Annotated in this window: 17 protein-coding genes and 1 pseudogene; all 18 read right to left on the reverse strand. The window is 54.3% G+C overall.

Annotation, left to right across the window (positions count from 1 at the left end; all coding sequences use genetic code 11):
* Positions 1–9 precede the first annotated feature (9 nt).
* The 18 genes and pseudogenes from FFT88_RS02140 to FFT88_RS02225 all read right to left on the reverse strand — a co-directional run bounded on the left by FFT88_RS02140 (position 10) and on the right by FFT88_RS02225 (position 15,426).
* The gene (locus tag FFT88_RS02140; protein ID WP_135405450.1) at positions 10–870 is read right to left on the reverse strand and encodes a class II aldolase; all 861 of its coding nucleotides are present in this window, start codon (positions 868–870) and stop codon (positions 10–12) included.
* A 31-nt stretch (positions 871–901) separates the two neighbouring features.
* The gene (locus FFT88_RS02145; RefSeq protein ID WP_130217802.1) at positions 902–1,171 is read right to left on the reverse strand and encodes an HPr family phosphocarrier protein; all 270 of its coding nucleotides are present in this window, start codon (positions 1,169–1,171) and stop codon (positions 902–904) included.
* Positions 1,161–2,668: pseudogene (locus FFT88_RS02150) on the reverse strand (FGGY-family carbohydrate kinase). The gene FFT88_RS02145 and the pseudogene FFT88_RS02150 overlap by 11 nt, the downstream one beginning before the upstream one ends.
* Positions 2,661–4,019 carry a PTS galactitol transporter subunit IIC gene (locus FFT88_RS02155; RefSeq protein WP_001308116.1) on the reverse strand — a complete coding sequence of 453 codons (1,359 nt, stop codon included), beginning with the start codon at positions 4,017–4,019 and terminating at the stop codon, positions 2,661–2,663. The pseudogene FFT88_RS02150 and the gene FFT88_RS02155 overlap by 8 nt, the downstream one beginning before the upstream one ends.
* Before the next feature lie 76 nt (positions 4,020–4,095).
* Positions 4,096–4,377, reverse strand: a complete 282-nt coding sequence (locus FFT88_RS02160) for a PTS sugar transporter subunit IIB (RefSeq protein WP_000084025.1) — start codon at positions 4,375–4,377, stop codon at positions 4,096–4,098.
* Positions 4,374–4,847 (reverse strand): PTS sugar transporter subunit IIA, encoded by a 474-nt coding sequence (locus tag FFT88_RS02165; protein WP_048971476.1) that lies wholly within the window; start codon positions 4,845–4,847, stop codon positions 4,374–4,376. Before FFT88_RS02165 ends, FFT88_RS02160 begins: the two co-directional genes overlap by 4 nt.
* A gap of 24 nt (positions 4,848–4,871) precedes the next feature.
* Complete coding sequence (locus tag FFT88_RS02170) at positions 4,872–5,618, reverse strand: GntR family transcriptional regulator (RefSeq protein WP_001308115.1); 747 nt, start codon at positions 5,616–5,618, stop codon at positions 4,872–4,874.
* A gap of 198 nt (positions 5,619–5,816) precedes the next feature.
* Positions 5,817–6,218 (reverse strand): nickel-responsive transcriptional regulator NikR, encoded by a 402-nt coding sequence (gene nikR, locus FFT88_RS02175; RefSeq protein ID WP_001190062.1) that lies wholly within the window; start codon positions 6,216–6,218, stop codon positions 5,817–5,819.
* A gap of 5 nt (positions 6,219–6,223) precedes the next feature.
* Entirely contained in the window at positions 6,224–7,030 is an 807-nt protein-coding gene (gene nikE, locus FFT88_RS02180) for a nickel import ATP-binding protein NikE (RefSeq protein WP_135405453.1), read from the reverse strand.
* On the reverse strand, positions 7,027–7,791 hold the full coding sequence (nikD, locus tag FFT88_RS02185) for a nickel import ATP-binding protein NikD (protein WP_130217794.1): 765 nt from the start codon (positions 7,789–7,791) through the stop codon (positions 7,027–7,029). Before nikD ends, nikE begins: the two co-directional genes overlap by 4 nt.
* Positions 7,791–8,624, reverse strand: a complete 834-nt coding sequence (gene nikC, locus FFT88_RS02190) for a nickel ABC transporter permease subunit NikC (RefSeq protein WP_001008963.1) — start codon at positions 8,622–8,624, stop codon at positions 7,791–7,793. Before nikC ends, nikD begins: the two co-directional genes overlap by 1 nt.
* Positions 8,621–9,565 (reverse strand): nickel ABC transporter permease subunit NikB, encoded by a 945-nt coding sequence (gene nikB, locus FFT88_RS02195; RefSeq protein WP_135405455.1) that lies wholly within the window; start codon positions 9,563–9,565, stop codon positions 8,621–8,623. Before nikB ends, nikC begins: the two co-directional genes overlap by 4 nt.
* A complete protein-coding gene (gene nikA, locus FFT88_RS02200; RefSeq protein ID WP_135405457.1) occupies positions 9,565–11,139 on the reverse strand; it encodes a nickel ABC transporter substrate-binding protein in 1,575 nt (524 codons plus the stop codon). The genes nikB and nikA overlap by 1 nt, the downstream gene beginning before the upstream one ends.
* A 110-nt stretch (positions 11,140–11,249) precedes the next feature.
* Positions 11,250–11,837 (reverse strand): 4'-phosphopantetheinyl transferase AcpT, encoded by a 588-nt coding sequence (acpT, locus tag FFT88_RS02205; RefSeq protein WP_130217788.1) that lies wholly within the window; start codon positions 11,835–11,837, stop codon positions 11,250–11,252.
* Position 11,838: 1 nt separating this feature from the next.
* Complete coding sequence (locus FFT88_RS02210; RefSeq protein ID WP_000198472.1) at positions 11,839–13,068, reverse strand: beta-ketoacyl-ACP synthase; 1,230 nt, start codon at positions 13,066–13,068, stop codon at positions 11,839–11,841.
* On the reverse strand, positions 13,065–13,796 hold the full coding sequence (locus FFT88_RS02215) for a 3-ketoacyl-ACP reductase FabG2 (protein ID WP_135405458.1): 732 nt from the start codon (positions 13,794–13,796) through the stop codon (positions 13,065–13,067). The genes FFT88_RS02210 and FFT88_RS02215 overlap by 4 nt, the downstream gene beginning before the upstream one ends.
* Positions 13,796–14,260: a 3-hydroxy-fatty acyl-ACP dehydratase gene (locus FFT88_RS02220; RefSeq protein ID WP_000020243.1), complete on the reverse strand. Its 465-nt coding sequence runs from the start codon at positions 14,258–14,260 to the stop codon at positions 13,796–13,798. Before FFT88_RS02220 ends, FFT88_RS02215 begins: the two co-directional genes overlap by 1 nt.
* Positions 14,257–15,426 (reverse strand): beta-ketoacyl-[acyl-carrier-protein] synthase family protein, encoded by a 1,170-nt coding sequence (locus FFT88_RS02225; RefSeq protein WP_135405459.1) that lies wholly within the window; start codon positions 15,424–15,426, stop codon positions 14,257–14,259. Before FFT88_RS02225 ends, FFT88_RS02220 begins: the two co-directional genes overlap by 4 nt.
* Between the last annotated feature and the right edge of the window lies 1 nt (position 15,427).

A 15,427-nucleotide genomic window follows, 5' to 3' on the forward strand; every position in this document is an offset into this window, starting at 1 on the left:
TTGTGGCTCTTAAGAGGCCTTTCTAATCAACCGATGCCCCTCATTCATCATCAGGATTTTGCTATACACATCTTCCTCGACGGCGTTTTTTGCTGATGTCATCACTCGTGCCAGATTCGCTTCGTTGTGATTATTCACATACGCTTTGCCGACGGCGGTGATAAACGCTTTGCGCAGATCGCTGGCGATATTTACTTTAGCGACGCGATAATTAACAAAGCTGCGTAATATTTCCGGGGCGATACCGGAGCCGCCGTGAATAACCAGCGGCACCGGGCAGACTTCGGCAATGCGCTTCAGCAGGGGGATATCGATACGCGGTATATCGTCCAGGCCATGAACGTTGCCAATAGAAACTGCCAGCATGTCGCAACCGGTGCGCTCGACAAAGGTCTTCACCTTTTCCGGTTCCGTTTTGCAATCGGCTTCGCTGACGTGATCGTCTTCTTTGCCGAGAATCGCCCCCAGCTCCGCTTCAACCGGTACGCCATAGGATTTACAGAAATCGACAGCTTCCTGAGTGAAAGCGATATTCTCTTCAAAAGAGAATGCTGCACCGTCAATCATGACCGAGGTAAAGCCCGCGCGCACCGCCTGTTTAACATCCTCCTGGGTTTTCCCGTGATCCAGATGAAGACTGACCGGAACATCCATTTTATCGGCGTGACGTTTCACGATTTCATAAATGTAATCGTATCCCGAGAGTTGTGCATTGGTGGGTGCAATCTGAATGAAGTTGGGTAATCCCGAACGCTCAATAGCGTTTAAAATTGAAATTGTCGTCTCCAGATTGGTGGTATTAAATGCGCCCGCTAATACCCGTTTTTCCTGAATTCGGTCGAGCAGTATCCGTCCATTAACTAATGGCATATTGAAAACCTCATCTTTTAATATCAGTTAATTATTCAGCTTCACCGAAGCGGTCACGAAATAAGGCGGTGAGAGTCTGTATTGCCTCATTTTCATCATCGCCTTCGCAGCGTATTTCCACCGTTTTGCCGCCTTTTATTCCGGCACGCATAATATTCATCATGCTGGTGGCATTAATATCATTACCCTCATAATGCAGCGTCACTTTACAGCTATACTTTTTGGCGGCTTTCGCCAGACAAGCCGCCGGACGTGCATGCAGGCCAGTACTGTTTCTGACCTCCACGGTTTTACTCAACATAGTGCTCCTCCCGATGATGTAATGGCATCACGCCTTCTTGCTGTAATTTCAACTGATACCAGCTTTTCCACTTGTGCTGATAACGCTGTAATTGATGATATCTCGCCCGATTCGGTAACAAACGTTGGGCTATGGTGACTTGCGGCGGTGGAATATCCGGTGCGGCGGTTAATAATGCTCCGACAGAAACCGCCTCGTTAAATGCAATTGCTTCAACCGGACGCTGTAAAATATCCGCCTTTAATTGCAGCCAAAGAGGATTATGGGTTGCCGGACCGATCACTTTTAACGCGCTGGTGCCAGGCACATTAAAACAGGCGAAGCAGTTGGCAAATTCCATGGTTAATCCCAGTGAGACGCTGGCAATTAACATGTCGATACTTAACGTATCGCCAAGGCCATAAAATAATCCACGGGTATGGCGATTTTTATAGGGCGAACCCGAACCGCGAAGATGCGGAATAAAGACGGGAATGTCATCGAGCAACCAATTCCCCGCCAGATAATCAGCATGTCCGCGAGTAAGTGATGCGGCGATCTCCTCATCGGTTAGCCGGAACGTGTTGCGCAGCCACTCCAGCGCGAAACCGCCCACGGGCAGAGACGCAAACAGGGTGAACTGGTTGGCAAGCGAATAACAGCCGTTTGCCAGCTTGTCACGTTTGGCCTGTTCATCCAGCGTCGGTTGTGTATCCAGTTGCAGAATGCCTTCCGTGGTCCCCGTCGAGTTAAGGATATCGCCCGGCATCATCTGCAACGCCCGCGCACCCACCATATGGTCATGTCCGGCCAGCGTCACGCTGACCGATTGCGAGAACCCAAGCGTTTTGCAGAGCGACTCGCTGACCCATCCGGCGTGCTCGCCTGGTTGCACTAATGGCGCAAATGCAGAACAGGGAACGTGTAACAACGCCGCCGCTTTCGCTGACCATTCGCCTTTGCGCACATCCAGGCACAGCGTGCGGCTGGCTAAGGTGATATCCGTGCGCTGTTCGCCAGTCAGCCGCCAGAGCAGCACTTCCGGCGCATGTAGCAACGCAGACCGCGGCGATTACGCAGCGGATAATGCTCCAGCAACCAACGCATTTTGAAGGCAGAGTAATTGCTGTGCAGTGGTAACCCGCAAATGTCATAAAGTGCCGCACTGTCTGCCTCGCTAAGTGTTGCCAGATACTCTTCACCGCGACGGTCATACCATGCCAGCATTGGCGTCAGGATCTCGCCGTGTTCGTCAAGGAACACGCCTGACTCGCCAAAACTGGCAATGCTGATCCGCCTGACTGGCAGCGGCGAAGCGGCGTTCAGTTGTGCTATCGCCTGGCGGACCTCCTGCCAGAGGGCGTCGATATCGAAATCGACATCGCCCTGTGGGGAGATCTGTTTTGCCGTCACAAATTTATGCGCGCCCAACGTCGTTGCATCCAGGCAGGAAAAGCAGGTGACTTTGCAATTGGTGGTGCCAATATCGATAACGATAGCTGCGCTGTTATCAGGCATAAACCGTGCTCCGCGTCATTCGGAAAATGCCATACAGTACCAGGGCGATAACCGGCACCAGACCAATGGCGATGATATTGCCGTTGAAGATTTCCAGCAGCCAGAAGCGGAACGGGTTACCGCCATCAAGGAAACTGGAAACCTGGCCGCTGGAGCCTTCGGCAAATTTGAAATTAACGTCTTTCGCCATTCCGGTAATAAACGGCGCGATTTTGGTAGCAATCCACAGATCGGCAATAATCACCGGGATCGCCGCCAGAACGGTGCGGAAAATATTGCCACGGCTGGCTAAAGCAATCATCGACGCCATTACCGCCAGGTTGGCAAGGTCGCCAAGCGGCAGGACTTCATTACCCGGAAGGACAAACGCGATAAAGACCGAGATTGGCGTCAGCAGCAGGGCGGTGGAGATAATCGCCGGGTTACCCACAGCAACGGCGATATCCAGGCCGATATAGAGATCGTCACGGTCAGGGTATTTGGCATTGAGATACTTTTTAATGGCTTCAGACAGCGGTAATAAACCTTCCATCAGGATGCGTACCATGCGTGGCAGGATGAACATCACACCGCCAATGCTGATGCCAAGCAGCAAGACTTTTTTGAAATCGTATCCGGCAATTACGCCGAGCAGAATGCCCAGAATAGTGCCAACCATCATCGGTTCGCCGAAGATGCCAAACTTTTTCTGTACGGTTTCCGGGTCGATATGAATACGATTGAGGCCGGGGATATGGTCGATGATTTTGTCGACCAGCAGACCGACCGGGAAGAACACCACCGAAGAGAGCGTCGGCAATGAGATCCCTTCCAGTCCAAAGTATTTTTGTACCAGTGGCGCAGACCAGTCGGCGAGTTTAAGTACTACCACCGCAGCAATCGCCGCCGCCAGCAAACCAAAGAACAGGCTGCCGGTACTGTAATAAACCAGCGTACCGGCAAGGGCAAAATGCCAGTAGTTCCACATATCTACGTCAACGGTGCGGGTTTTATTTAACGCCAGCATCGCCACGTTAATCAGAATGGTCAGGGGAATAACAAACGGGGCAATTGGTGAACCCCATGTAATAGCGGAAAGTGGTGGCCAGCCTAAATCCACCACCGGTAAATTAATTCCGGTGCGTTCAACCATCGCCTGGGCCGCTGGCCCAACATTGCTGGTAAGAATATCAAAAATGGCATAAATACCGACAAAACCAATGCCGACCGTTAATGATGAGCGTAAGGCTTTAGCGGGTTTTACTTTAAAACAGAGAGCAAGAATAAATAACACCAGCGGTAACATTACCGTGGGGCCAAATCCCAATATATATTGCACAATATTATAGAGGGTATGCGCGATATCGTTCATAATAAACCTCTTTTTCAGGCGAGAGCGCACCTCGCGTTAGCGCCTGATGGAGTGTGTTGAAATTAATTATTATTAATTACTTTTTAAGGATCGAAACAATTTGCGCCAGTACTTTCTCTTCGCCAATACCGGTAATAATCGGCAAGCCGTTAACCACCGGGACATCGAGTTCATAAGGCACTTTAGTCGTTGAGACTACCAGTGCTACACCGTCGGTATTTCCAGGTAAAGAGGCAACGTTGGTTTGGGAATAATTGACGTTAAGACCTTGCTCTTTGCAATATTCCATGACTTTTTCTGTTACCGCCGTGGATGTGGCAATACCCGTGGCGCAGACAAATAAAATGGTTTGACTCATATTTCACCTCGTTCTTTCATTTTGTTTAAGATTACTGTGTGTATTTCTGTTGTTTCCATCGTAAGCAGGGCGCGCATAAAGGGCGTATCCTGAATCATCTCCATAATCCAGCCCAGGGCATTTAATTGTTTGTTGCTTTCGCTTAATGCGAGCAAAAAAATCACTCTTACAGGTACGGGGTCAGGGTCGCCCCCCATATCGGCAAATTCTACCGGCTCCGGCAAAATGCCGACGGCAATTGCATTGTGCCTGACATGTTTATGATCCGTGTGTGGAATGGCGACACACGGCGGTTCGGTAGGCAGCCCCGTTGGGTAAGTTGCCTCACGTTTCAGCACATGGTCGGCAAAATCAGGGACCACCAACTCGGCGGCAACCAACGGTTGCGCTAACTGACGGATGATCTGTTCAACACTTAACCCTGCCGGAAGTCGTTGAATATAATTTTCCTGAAACTGTATGCCTTGCATTTTATTCCTCTTAAAAAAGTGTACTTAACTCACTTCCCGACGTTGCAGCACGGTGCCAAGATAATATTTATTTCCTTTTAACCAGACGTTGCCAAACTCAACGGGTAATCCACGGGAGAAAAAGACTAACTGCTCCAGATGCAAAACGGGTGCATCTTCACTGATATCTAAAAAATGACCGCGTTCATTACCAATTAATCGCGCGGCATAGCGACTTTCCGAGTAACGAATTTTTCTTTGCGACAAACTTTCTATTGTTGGAAATAAATTGTGTTGATTAAAATCGATTTCTGCGATGCCGGGGCATAGCTCAATATTGATACGGTTCTCTATCAGCATCGCTTTTTCATCACCAATTGAACGTAAACGCTCAAGGTAAAGAATATCCTGACCGGGCGTTATTCTTAATTTCTCTGCCACATAACGATTAGCCGGTTCAATCCGTGACGTAATAACTTCAGTAGTAAAATGTATTTTCTGGCTTTCCAGCGATTCCGCGAATGACAATAATCCTTCACCTAACGGATATGCCACGTTCTCTTTTTTGACAAATGTTCCCTTGCCCTGGACCTGAATCAACACGCCTTCTTTTACCAGTTGGGCGACCGCTTTTTTAACGGTTCCCCGACTCACTTCCAGCATATCCATAATCTGGTATTCCGAAGGAATGCGATCGTCTTCCACCAGATCCCCGGTATAAATACTTTCTCTTATCCACTCCACCACTTGTTGATAGAGCGGTATTTGTGACGACTTACTTAATGATTTCATGGCGCGCACCTGAACATTTACAGTTGTCTATGGACAATCATGGACAACTTCAAGCGTATAGTAGGTGAGCAGGCGAAAAAGAGGATCGAAGCGTCTCACATTTTGAGGGACCAAATCGTGATCAAAAAAATGTGACGTGAGTCGATATTTGGCAGGAATTTACTGCGCCGTCAGGAAATAACGGCGCGTTGGTAGGAGTTAATCTTCCTTCGGCAAGCACTGCAAATGCCCGTGCCGCACGCCGCGCTGGGCGATAACGTCATCGGCAAAATGCTGCACGTCGCCCATGTCGCCTTTCAACACGGCGATTTCCAGACAGTCGTCGTGGTTGATGTGCACATGCAGAGTAGCAACCGAGAGATCGTGGTGATGATGTTGGGTGGAGACAATACGGCTGGCTAAGTCGCGTTTTTCGTGTTCATACACATACGACAGCACCGCGAAACCTTGTGTGCCGTGCTGCTGTGTCGCTTCCTGCGCCAGGGCGCTACGCAGAATATCGCGGATAGCCTCGGAACGGTTGTTATAACCACGACGCTGGCTCAGGCTGTCCAGCGTCTCCAGTAAATCGTCATCAAGCGTGATGGTGACTCGTTGCATTTGCGTTAAACCTTTTCTGTGGCGCGACGGCGCACGGGGAATGCGGGTAATACCGCGTTTTGTAGCACACGTCCGGCGTCAGAGGAAAAGGTTAATTTATCTCCCACCACTTGGGTTTCGACGATTTGTCCGTTGTCCATCACCATCACTCGCTGGCAAAAGCGTTCTACAAGACGTAAGTCGTGGGTGATGAACAGGCAGGCGGTGCCAAACTGTTGTTGCAGCTTTTTCAGCAGGCGAATGACGCCCGCCTGTAACACGAGGTCAAGGTTAGAAACCGCTTCATCCAGAATCAGCAGTTTCGGTTCGACCGCCAGCGCGCGAGCCAGGCAGACGCGCTGGAGCTGGCCGCCGCTTAACTGCGGTGGGCGCTTGTCGAGCACGCTGTCGTCGAGATCGACCGCCTTCAGCATTTCGCTGGCGCGCGCCAGTTGTTCGGATTTTTTCAGTGATAGCAGGTGGCGCATCGGTTCACGCAGGATCTCGCGCACGGTTTTGCGCGGATTCACGGCGCTGATGGAGTCCTGAAATACCATCTGAATATCGCGGCGGAACGCTTTACGTTGCGCGCGATTAAGTTTCGCCAACGGTTCGCCGCGCCAGCTAATATTCCCTTGTGAGGGCGATTCTAAGCCTACCAGCAGCCGCGCGAGAGTGCTTTTTCCGCAGCCGCTGCGCCCCAGCAGGGCGACGGTTTCACCGCTTTTCAGGGTCAGCGTAACGTTATTAAGCACCGCCTGATGCTGGTGCTTACCGCTAAATCCACCGTGCGCATAGTGATGGGAAAGGCCGGAGACGTTAAGTAAAGTCATGATGCCAGCTCCATACCGTAGAGGGCGAGATGCGCAGAAACCAGGCTGCGCGTCACTGCATGTTTGGGGGCGTTAAACAGCGTTTCGACATCGCCCTGTTCGACAATTTTACCGTGTGACATCACCGCCACGTCATCCGCCAGACGCGCCACAACGCCCATATCATGGGTGACCAGCAGCATTCCCGGTGCTTGTTTTTGCATAATGCTTTCCAGCAGATCGAGGATGCGCGCCTGTGCTACCACGTCGAGGTCGGTGGTCGGTTCATCGGCGATGATAAACGGCGATTCACACAGCACCGCCATCGCAATCATCATGCGCTGCAACATACCGCCGCTCATCTCGAACGGGTACAGCTTCAATACGCGCGCGGCGTTTTCCAGCCCCACCGCTTCTATGGCAGCGGTAAGCGTGGCGTCGTCGGCGGGTTTCCCCAGCGCCAGGCAGGTTTCCCGCGCGTGGGTCTGCATGGTGTGTAGCGGATTAAAGGCGCTGCGCGGGTTCTGCATGATGGTGGCAATTTTGATGCCGCGCAGGGCGCAAGGCGAAACCGGTTTGCCATCGGCTAAAATTTCCCCCGCCGTCTGGCGAACGCCTGCGGGCAAAATGCCCAGCGTCGCGGCGCAGGTTAATGATTTCCCGCTGCCGCTACCGCCGACTAACGCCAGCACGCGCCCGCGTTGCAGGGTTAACGATACACCGTGCACCAGCGGCTGCGCGGCCTGTAGCGCGATATTACGTAGTTCAATCTGTTGCGGCATTAGTGTGCGTGCTCCGTCACCAGATGAGGATCCAGATGATCGCGCAGTGCGTCACCCACCAGGTTAAAGGCCATCACGCTGATAAACAGCGCCAGCCCCGGCCAGAACATTTGCAGCGGCTGGGTCCAGATATACTGGCGCGCGTCGTTAATCATCACGCCCCATTCGGCGGTCGGCGCGGTCACGCCGAGGCCGAGGAAGGACATCCCCGCGACGTGTAGCATCATATGACCGATATCCAGCGTCGCCAGCACCAGCAGCGAGGGGATCACCGCACCTGCCAGATGATCAACAAACACCCGCACATGGCCCGCGCCAGAAAGCCGTGATGCCAGCACAAACTCGCGCTGGCGCAGTGAAATCACCAGACTGCGCACCATGCGCGCGTACCATGCCCAGTGCGAAAGGGCGATGGCGATAATCACGTTGGTCAGCCCGGTGCCGAGCACGCCAACCATAAAGAACGACAGAATCGAGGTCGGGAAGGTCATAAACATATCCGCGACGCGCATGGTGGCCTGATCAACGCGCCCGCCAATCAACCCGGCGCTGCCGCCAATAACCAGCCCTAATGTCAGCACCAGCAGCAGGCAGGCCATTACCGAACCGAGCGACACGCGGGTCGCCGCCATCAGCCGCGAGAAAATATCGCGGCCTAAGTGGTCGGTGCCCAGCCAGTGCTGCGCATCCGGCGAGAGCAGGCGCGACGGCAGATCAATCGCCTGGGGGTCATACGGCAGCCACCACTGGCTGGTGAGCGCAATCAGCGCCAGCAGGGCGATAATGATCAGCGCCAGGCGTACCGACCAGCGGGAAGAGAGGAAAAAGTTCACGCGTGCGCTCCTTCATGACGACGAATGCGCGGGTCCAGCGCGGCGTTGAGCAAATCGACAATTAAATTACAGACCACAAAAACCACCACCATCATCAGCGTAAAGCACTGAATGACCGGATAGTCACGGTTAAAAATCGCCGACACCGCATAGCGCCCGACGCCCGGCCAGGCAAAGATGTTTTCGATAATCATCGTCCCGCCGATCAGTTCGCCGATGTGCATCCCCACGGCAGTAATCATCGGCAGCGAGGCATTGCGCAGAATATGGCGACGTTCGGTCTGTTTGTCGTTCAGGCCGCGCAGCCGCGCCCAGGTGACGTGACGCTGACCGGCGACGTCTAGCATACTGGCGCGCAGCAGTCGCGCGTTAATCGCCAGCGACATAAAGGCAATGGAAACCGCAGGCAAAATGATGTGCTGCCAGCCGCCGTAGCCCATCGCAGGTAGCCATTGCAGATACACCGAAAACGCCATCACCAGTAAAAACGCCAGCCAGAAGTTGGGCATCGACACGCCGAGAAACGCGATAAAACGTACGGCGAAATCCGGCAGACGGTCGCGATGGCGCGCCGCCCAGATACCGAGTGGCACTGAGGTAAACAGAATTAACACCAGCGCCGCGCCCGCCAGTTCCAGCGTGGCGGGCAGGAAGTTCAGCATATCGTCCAGTACCGGGCGTTGGCTGGCGAATGAGATACCAAAGTCAAGATGCAGCGCCTTCCATAACCAGGTGCCGTACTGGACGTACAGCGGCTGATCCAGCCCCAGCATGGTGCGGGTAGAGGCCAGCATCTCCGGCGTCGGCGGCAGGTTAGACAGACGCAGATAATCGAGCGCCGGGTCGCCGGTACCGAGGCGCAGCATCAGAAAAATGATCACCGAGGCGGCGAGCACCATCGGGATCAGCAGCAGAAAGCGGCGTAATACGTAACGCAACATTAAGGTTTCACCGGTTTAATCTGTTCGAACGGAATTTCGGTGGCGATCGGCGCGTAGGGGATGTTACCCAGCTCCGGTTTTGATACCACCATCATTGAGATGTAGCTGATCGGCAGATAAACCGCCTCGTCATGCAGACGGGTCAGAATGTCGCGATACAGCGCCTGACGTTGCGTTTCGTCATGGGTCGCCAGCACTTCGCCGATCTCTTTATCAATCAGCGGCTTGTCGGCTAATCCTTGCTGTGCCTGGAAGTCAGCGTGCGACGGTACGCGCATTGAACTCAGGAAGGCGTGTGGATCGTATGGCGCGCCCCAGGTGCGGTGGAAAATCATGCCAAAACGACCGTCGCGCTGACGAGCATAGATACTGCTCTCTTCTTCGCCAATCAGCGAGACATCTGCGCCAATCTGGCGCATATCAGCCTGAATGATTTCCGCCATCGATTTACTTAACGCATCGGTGCCGATGAACGAAAGTTCAATGCGCAGCGGCTGACCATTTTTCTCGCGGATGTCTTTGCCCGCAGGTAGCGTCCAACCGGCTTTTTCCAGCAACTCTTTCGCTTTCTGCGGATCGTACTGGCGTGGTTTCAGGCCGAGATTAGCGTAAGGCACAGAAGGGGCAAACAGGGTGTCGGCAACCTGCTGGGTGCCATACAACGCGTTATCAATCAGCGATTTTTTGTTTACCGCGTAATTAAGAGCTTCACGTACTGCCAGCTCGTTGGTGGGGGCTTTGGCGGTGTTGAGCGCCAGCATCACGGTTTCGATCGGCTGTGACAGTTGGGTGTGGTAAGCCGGATTCTGGCTAAAGCGGGCGAAGGTATCGAGCGGTAATAACCCTTCGTTTCCGTACAGCAGGTCGATATCGCCAGTTTCAAACGCTACCGCGCGGGTAGTCGGGTCCGGGATGACGTTAAAAGTGATCTTTTTAATCGCCGGCTTTTCGCCCCAGTAGTTTTCGTTACGGACGAAGACATCGTACTGATTCAGTTTCGATTCCTGCAAAACCCACGGCCCGGTGCCAATCGGCGCTTTAATCCCGTTCATGGTTTCATGGTTTTTAAACTGCGAGGGGGCGATAAAGCGGAAAGGGCGTGGCAGGGCCAGTTCTTGCAGGAAAGGATAGTAGGCGCTTTTCAGGGTGATTTGCAGCTCGTTTTTGCTGAGTGCTTTGACATCAACAATCTGGTTTGCCAGCTCCAGCCAGGCGTGACGTTGACGGTTATCGAGCACTGCGCGGAAGTTTTCTGCCGCTGCCTCGGCATCGAACGGTTCGCCGTTGGAGAATTTCACGTCATCACGCAGGGTGAAGGTCCAGGTTTTACCATCTTCTGAATGAGCCCAGCTTTTTGCCAGCCACGGGATCACCGAACCATCAGCCTGATATTTCACCAGCGGTTCATAAACCATGCTCTGGGCGAACATCTGGTTAGGCGTGTAAAGGTGCGGGTTTAGTGGCCCGACGTTCACCGGCCAGGCGGTGGTGATTTCATCTGGCGCGGCGGCATGGACGATAAAAGACGCACAAGCCAGCAGCGCAAATAGAGTGCGGCGGAGTGTGGAGAGCATGGTAACCCCAATGGATTAAAATAGATGGCGGAAATAAGTATGACGATTTTAAGTATTCGTCATACTGATTACCTGTTCTGGATCAAGAGATGGACAGTCGGGTGGGCGGATCAGTTAACTGAATCGATCCATTGCACACTGTCGGCGGTGAGCGTAAAGGGGGTAGGGGTGCAGATTGCCAGGCTTAAATTGTCGAGCTGGCAATGGCTGACTGACAGCGAGGACTGATAGGTGCTGTCTACGCTGACGATTTGCCAGGCGCTGCCGCCACGCTGTTTAACGATGGCTTCTTTGCGCGTCCAGATGCGCCAGAACATTTCCAGTTGCTGATCAGGATGCACGGCGTCCATTTCAGCGTGTTCCCCGAGGCTGAACACGGCGTTCGCCAGCCAGCGCCAGTTGGCGCGCGGGCGAATCACTTCGATATCGCAGCCGACTTCGCCTTCATCGCTCAACAGCAGAGCGATATCGTCACCGCTATGGCTTAAGTTGAACCATAGCGGCGTTTCCGGCGCGAATGCAGGTTTGCCTTGTTCGCCATAGATGATCTCCGGTAGCGGGGAAAGCGTGTGCGAAAGCAATGCACGCCCCGCCAGCCAGCGTTCGCGTCGTGGACCTTGCGGTGCTTGCTCGCGTAAACCCGGTGGCAGTGGAGCTGCGCTTAAGGTCGAAACTTTCCCCAGAACTATCCGATACATATCAGGGCCAACGTTTAATGATGATGGATGTATTAATGCCGCCAAAGGCAAAGTTGTTACTCTGCAAAAACTCACAATCAACCTTGCGGGCTTCATGCATGATGTAATCCAGCGCGCCACAATTCGGGTCTGGTTTATTCAGGTTTAGCGTAGGCGCAAACCAACCTTCGCGCATCATTTGCAGACTCATCCAGGCTTCGAGCGCGCCACAGGCACCAAGCGTATGACCAAAATAACTTTTCAGCGAGGAGAGCGGCACATTATCACCGTAAATGGTTGCTGTCGCCAGACTTTCTGCCATATCACCACGATCGGTCGCCGTGCCATGCGCCGAAATATAGCCGATATCTTGTGCGCTTAACCCGGCGATTTTCAGCGATTGCTCCATACAATACTGCATGGTTTCGCGCTGCGGCTGGGTAATATGTGCCGCGTCGCAGTTAGTCGCAAAGCCGACGATTTCACCGTAAATGGTCGCGCCGCGCGCTTTGGCGTGCTCCAGTTCTTCGAGAATGAGCGTACCTGCGCCTTCACCAATCACCAGCCCGTCGCGGTTTTCATCGAACGGTGAAGGTGTGGTTTTCGGCGCATCATTGTGCTGGCTGGTGGCGAAAAGCGTATCAAATACCGCTGCTTCTGAAGGACATAACTCTTCGGCACCACCGGCAACCATCACCGTTTGATAACCGTGGCGAATGGCTTCCCACGCATAACCGATTGCCTGGCTGCCGGAGGTACAGGCGCTGGAGGTTGGGATCACCCGCCCGCGCAGGCCGAAAAAGAGGCCAGTATTAACGGCGGTGGTGTGCGGCATCATCTGCACATAGGTGGTGCCAGTGATGTTGTTCGTGTGCTTTTCCGTCAGCATGGTGGCGAACTCGCTCACCGGGCCGGTACTGCCGGTCGATGAACCGTACGCAATGCCCGTTTCGCCGCTGGTTAATATCGGATCGCCAATCAACCCTGCCTGCTCTAACGCCAGCTCGCTGGCGCGGGTCGACATTTGCGACACGCGGCCCATTGCACGGATACGCTTGCGGGTGTAGTGCTCCGGTAGCGTGAAATCATCAACAGGCGCGCCAAGCAGGGTGTGCAGACCATCGTAGACCTGCCACTCCGGCATTTTGCGCACCGCATTTTCATACGCCAGTAAGCGTGCAGAAACGTCCTGCCAGTTTTCACCAAAGGCAGTCACGCCGCCCATTCCTGTAATCACTACGCGACGTGTCATAACATCCCTCCGTTGATGGAAATAACCTGGCGGGTGACGTAACCCGCAATATCAGACATTAAATAGCTGGCAAGCCCGGCAACTTCTTCCGCCTGGCCCATACGTTTCATGGGGATCATCGACATTGCCTCTTTCAGGGCGCTCTCTTCCATTTCGATCATCCCGGTATCAATAAGCCCCGGCGCGATGCAGTTGACGGTGATTTTGCGTTTCGCGAGTTCGATAGCCAGTGCTTTTGTTGCGCCGATAATTCCGGCTTTGGCAGCGCTGTAATTCACCTGGCCGCGATTGCCCATTATGCCGGAAACCGAGGATAGCGTGATGATGCGCCCACCCTGGCGTGCGCCGATCATCGGCATAATGCACGGCTGAATGACGTTGTAGAAACTGTCGAGGTTGGTGTGGATCACCGCATCCCAGTCGTCATCGCTTAAAGCCGGAAAAGCGGCATCGCGGGCGATCCCGGCGTTACTGACCACGCCGTACCAGGCACCGTTTTGCGCGATCTCGTGCTCCAGCACTTCCCGACACTGTTCGCGGTTTGCGACGTCGAAACTGAGCAAACGCCCGTTACCCCCGTTGGCGACAATGGCATTCAGCGTTTCCTGAGCGCCTGCGGCGTCACGGTGATAGTGAACGCCAATGTTAAAGCCGTCTGCCGCCAGTTGGCAGGCGATAGCGCGACCAATGCCTTTGCTGGCACCAGTAACCAGAACTGAACGACTCATCAGGACGCTCCTTGTTGAAACAGGGTGGTAAGTTCTTCCGCGGTCGGCTGGAAGGTGTTAATGCGGCCCGTCGCCTCGCCGTCGTTGATGCTGCACTCAAAACTGCCGAAGCGATCGTCTTGCATCAGCAGTTTGACGGTAATGGTCAGCGTCTGGCCTGCGGGCAGAATGCCAGCGGCGCAAAGCAATTCACGCGCGCCCAGTACCATCCCTAACTCAATACTGTTTTTGCCCTGCTGGTGGCGATGCCAGCCAGACCAGACTCCGACGGTTTGCGCCATCAGTTCAAGGGCAAACCAGCCAGGGAGATTGCCGTCCGGGTCGAGAAACGGTGCCAGTACGCCACTGGGCGAAACCGTTACGCGGCAGACCGCGCTGTCATCGCTGACGCTCACCACGTCTTCCAGCAGTAACATGGGCGCGTCGTGGGGCAGATAAGCGCCGGGTGATAAATAGTGGCTCACGAAACCCTCCCGAGCAGAATGCTGGCGTTATTGCCGCCAAAGGCGAAGGAATTGGACAGGATCACCGGACGTGCCAGCGGCTGCGGTTTTTCGATAATGCCGCACGGTGGCAGCGTGGGATCGCGCGGCGACAGGCTGAAATCCTGGGCGGGCAGCGGTAAATCACGCTGTAAGATCAACATGCTGATTGCCGCCTCGGTAATGCCCGCCGCGCCCAGCGTGTGTCCGGTCAAATGTTTGGTGGAGCTGCAAGGTACGCGTTCGCCAAACAGGGCGTTAACCACCATGGATTCAATCTGATCGTTGAGTTGTGTGGCGGTGCCGTGCAGGTTGATATAGCCGACGTCATCTGGCGTAAGCTGCGCATCGGTCAGCGCCTGATTAATAGCGCGGATCGCTCCTTCGCCCTGCGGATGCGGGGCCGAAATATGATAAGCGTCGCTTGATTCACCAACGCCCAGCAACGCGATGGGCTGCGGTTCGCGGGTCAGCAGCATTAGCCCCGCCCCTTCACCAATGGTGATACCTGCGCGGTCACGACCAAACGGCTGACATAAGGTTGGCGACAGCGATTCGAGGCTGTGAAAACCGTTAATCGGCATCCGGCTCAGGGTGTCTGCGCCACCCACAATGGCGGCATCGACCAGCCCCGCTTCGATAAGCCTGCGCCCGCTGATCATCGCTCTGGCGCTGGAAGAGCAGGCGGTTGAAAGGGTATAGGCCGGGCCGTCGAGCGCCAGCCAGTGGCTGAGAAAACGCGACGGATCGCCGAGTTCTTGTTGCGCGTAGTGCCATGTGGTGCTCGGCTGTCCGTTGGTGCGCAGGTTAACGTGCGTGTCGCCCTCATGCAGGCCGGAGGTGCTGGTGCCAAGTACAATCGCGATGCGCTCGCGACCATATTTCGCGATAGCGTCATCAACCTGCGGCTGGATCTGCGCCAGCGCCGCCAGCAGGATCTGATTGTTACGCGAGCGGTGCGCAGCGAATTTTTCGGGGATAAGCGGAAGCTCGCCATCCACGCCAGCCAGGACCGCCTGCGGATGCCCCTGCAACCAACCTGCGCGTGGGCGCATTCCGGGAGCAACACCGCGAGTCAGGTTGGCTGCGATCTCATCAAGGTTATTTCCCAGGGCGTTGATCATGCCGACGGCGGAAATATAAATCATA

Origin of the sequence: Escherichia sp. E4930 (assembly GCF_005845405.1) — a bacterium.
Lineage (GTDB): Bacteria > Pseudomonadota > Gammaproteobacteria > Enterobacterales > Enterobacteriaceae > Escherichia.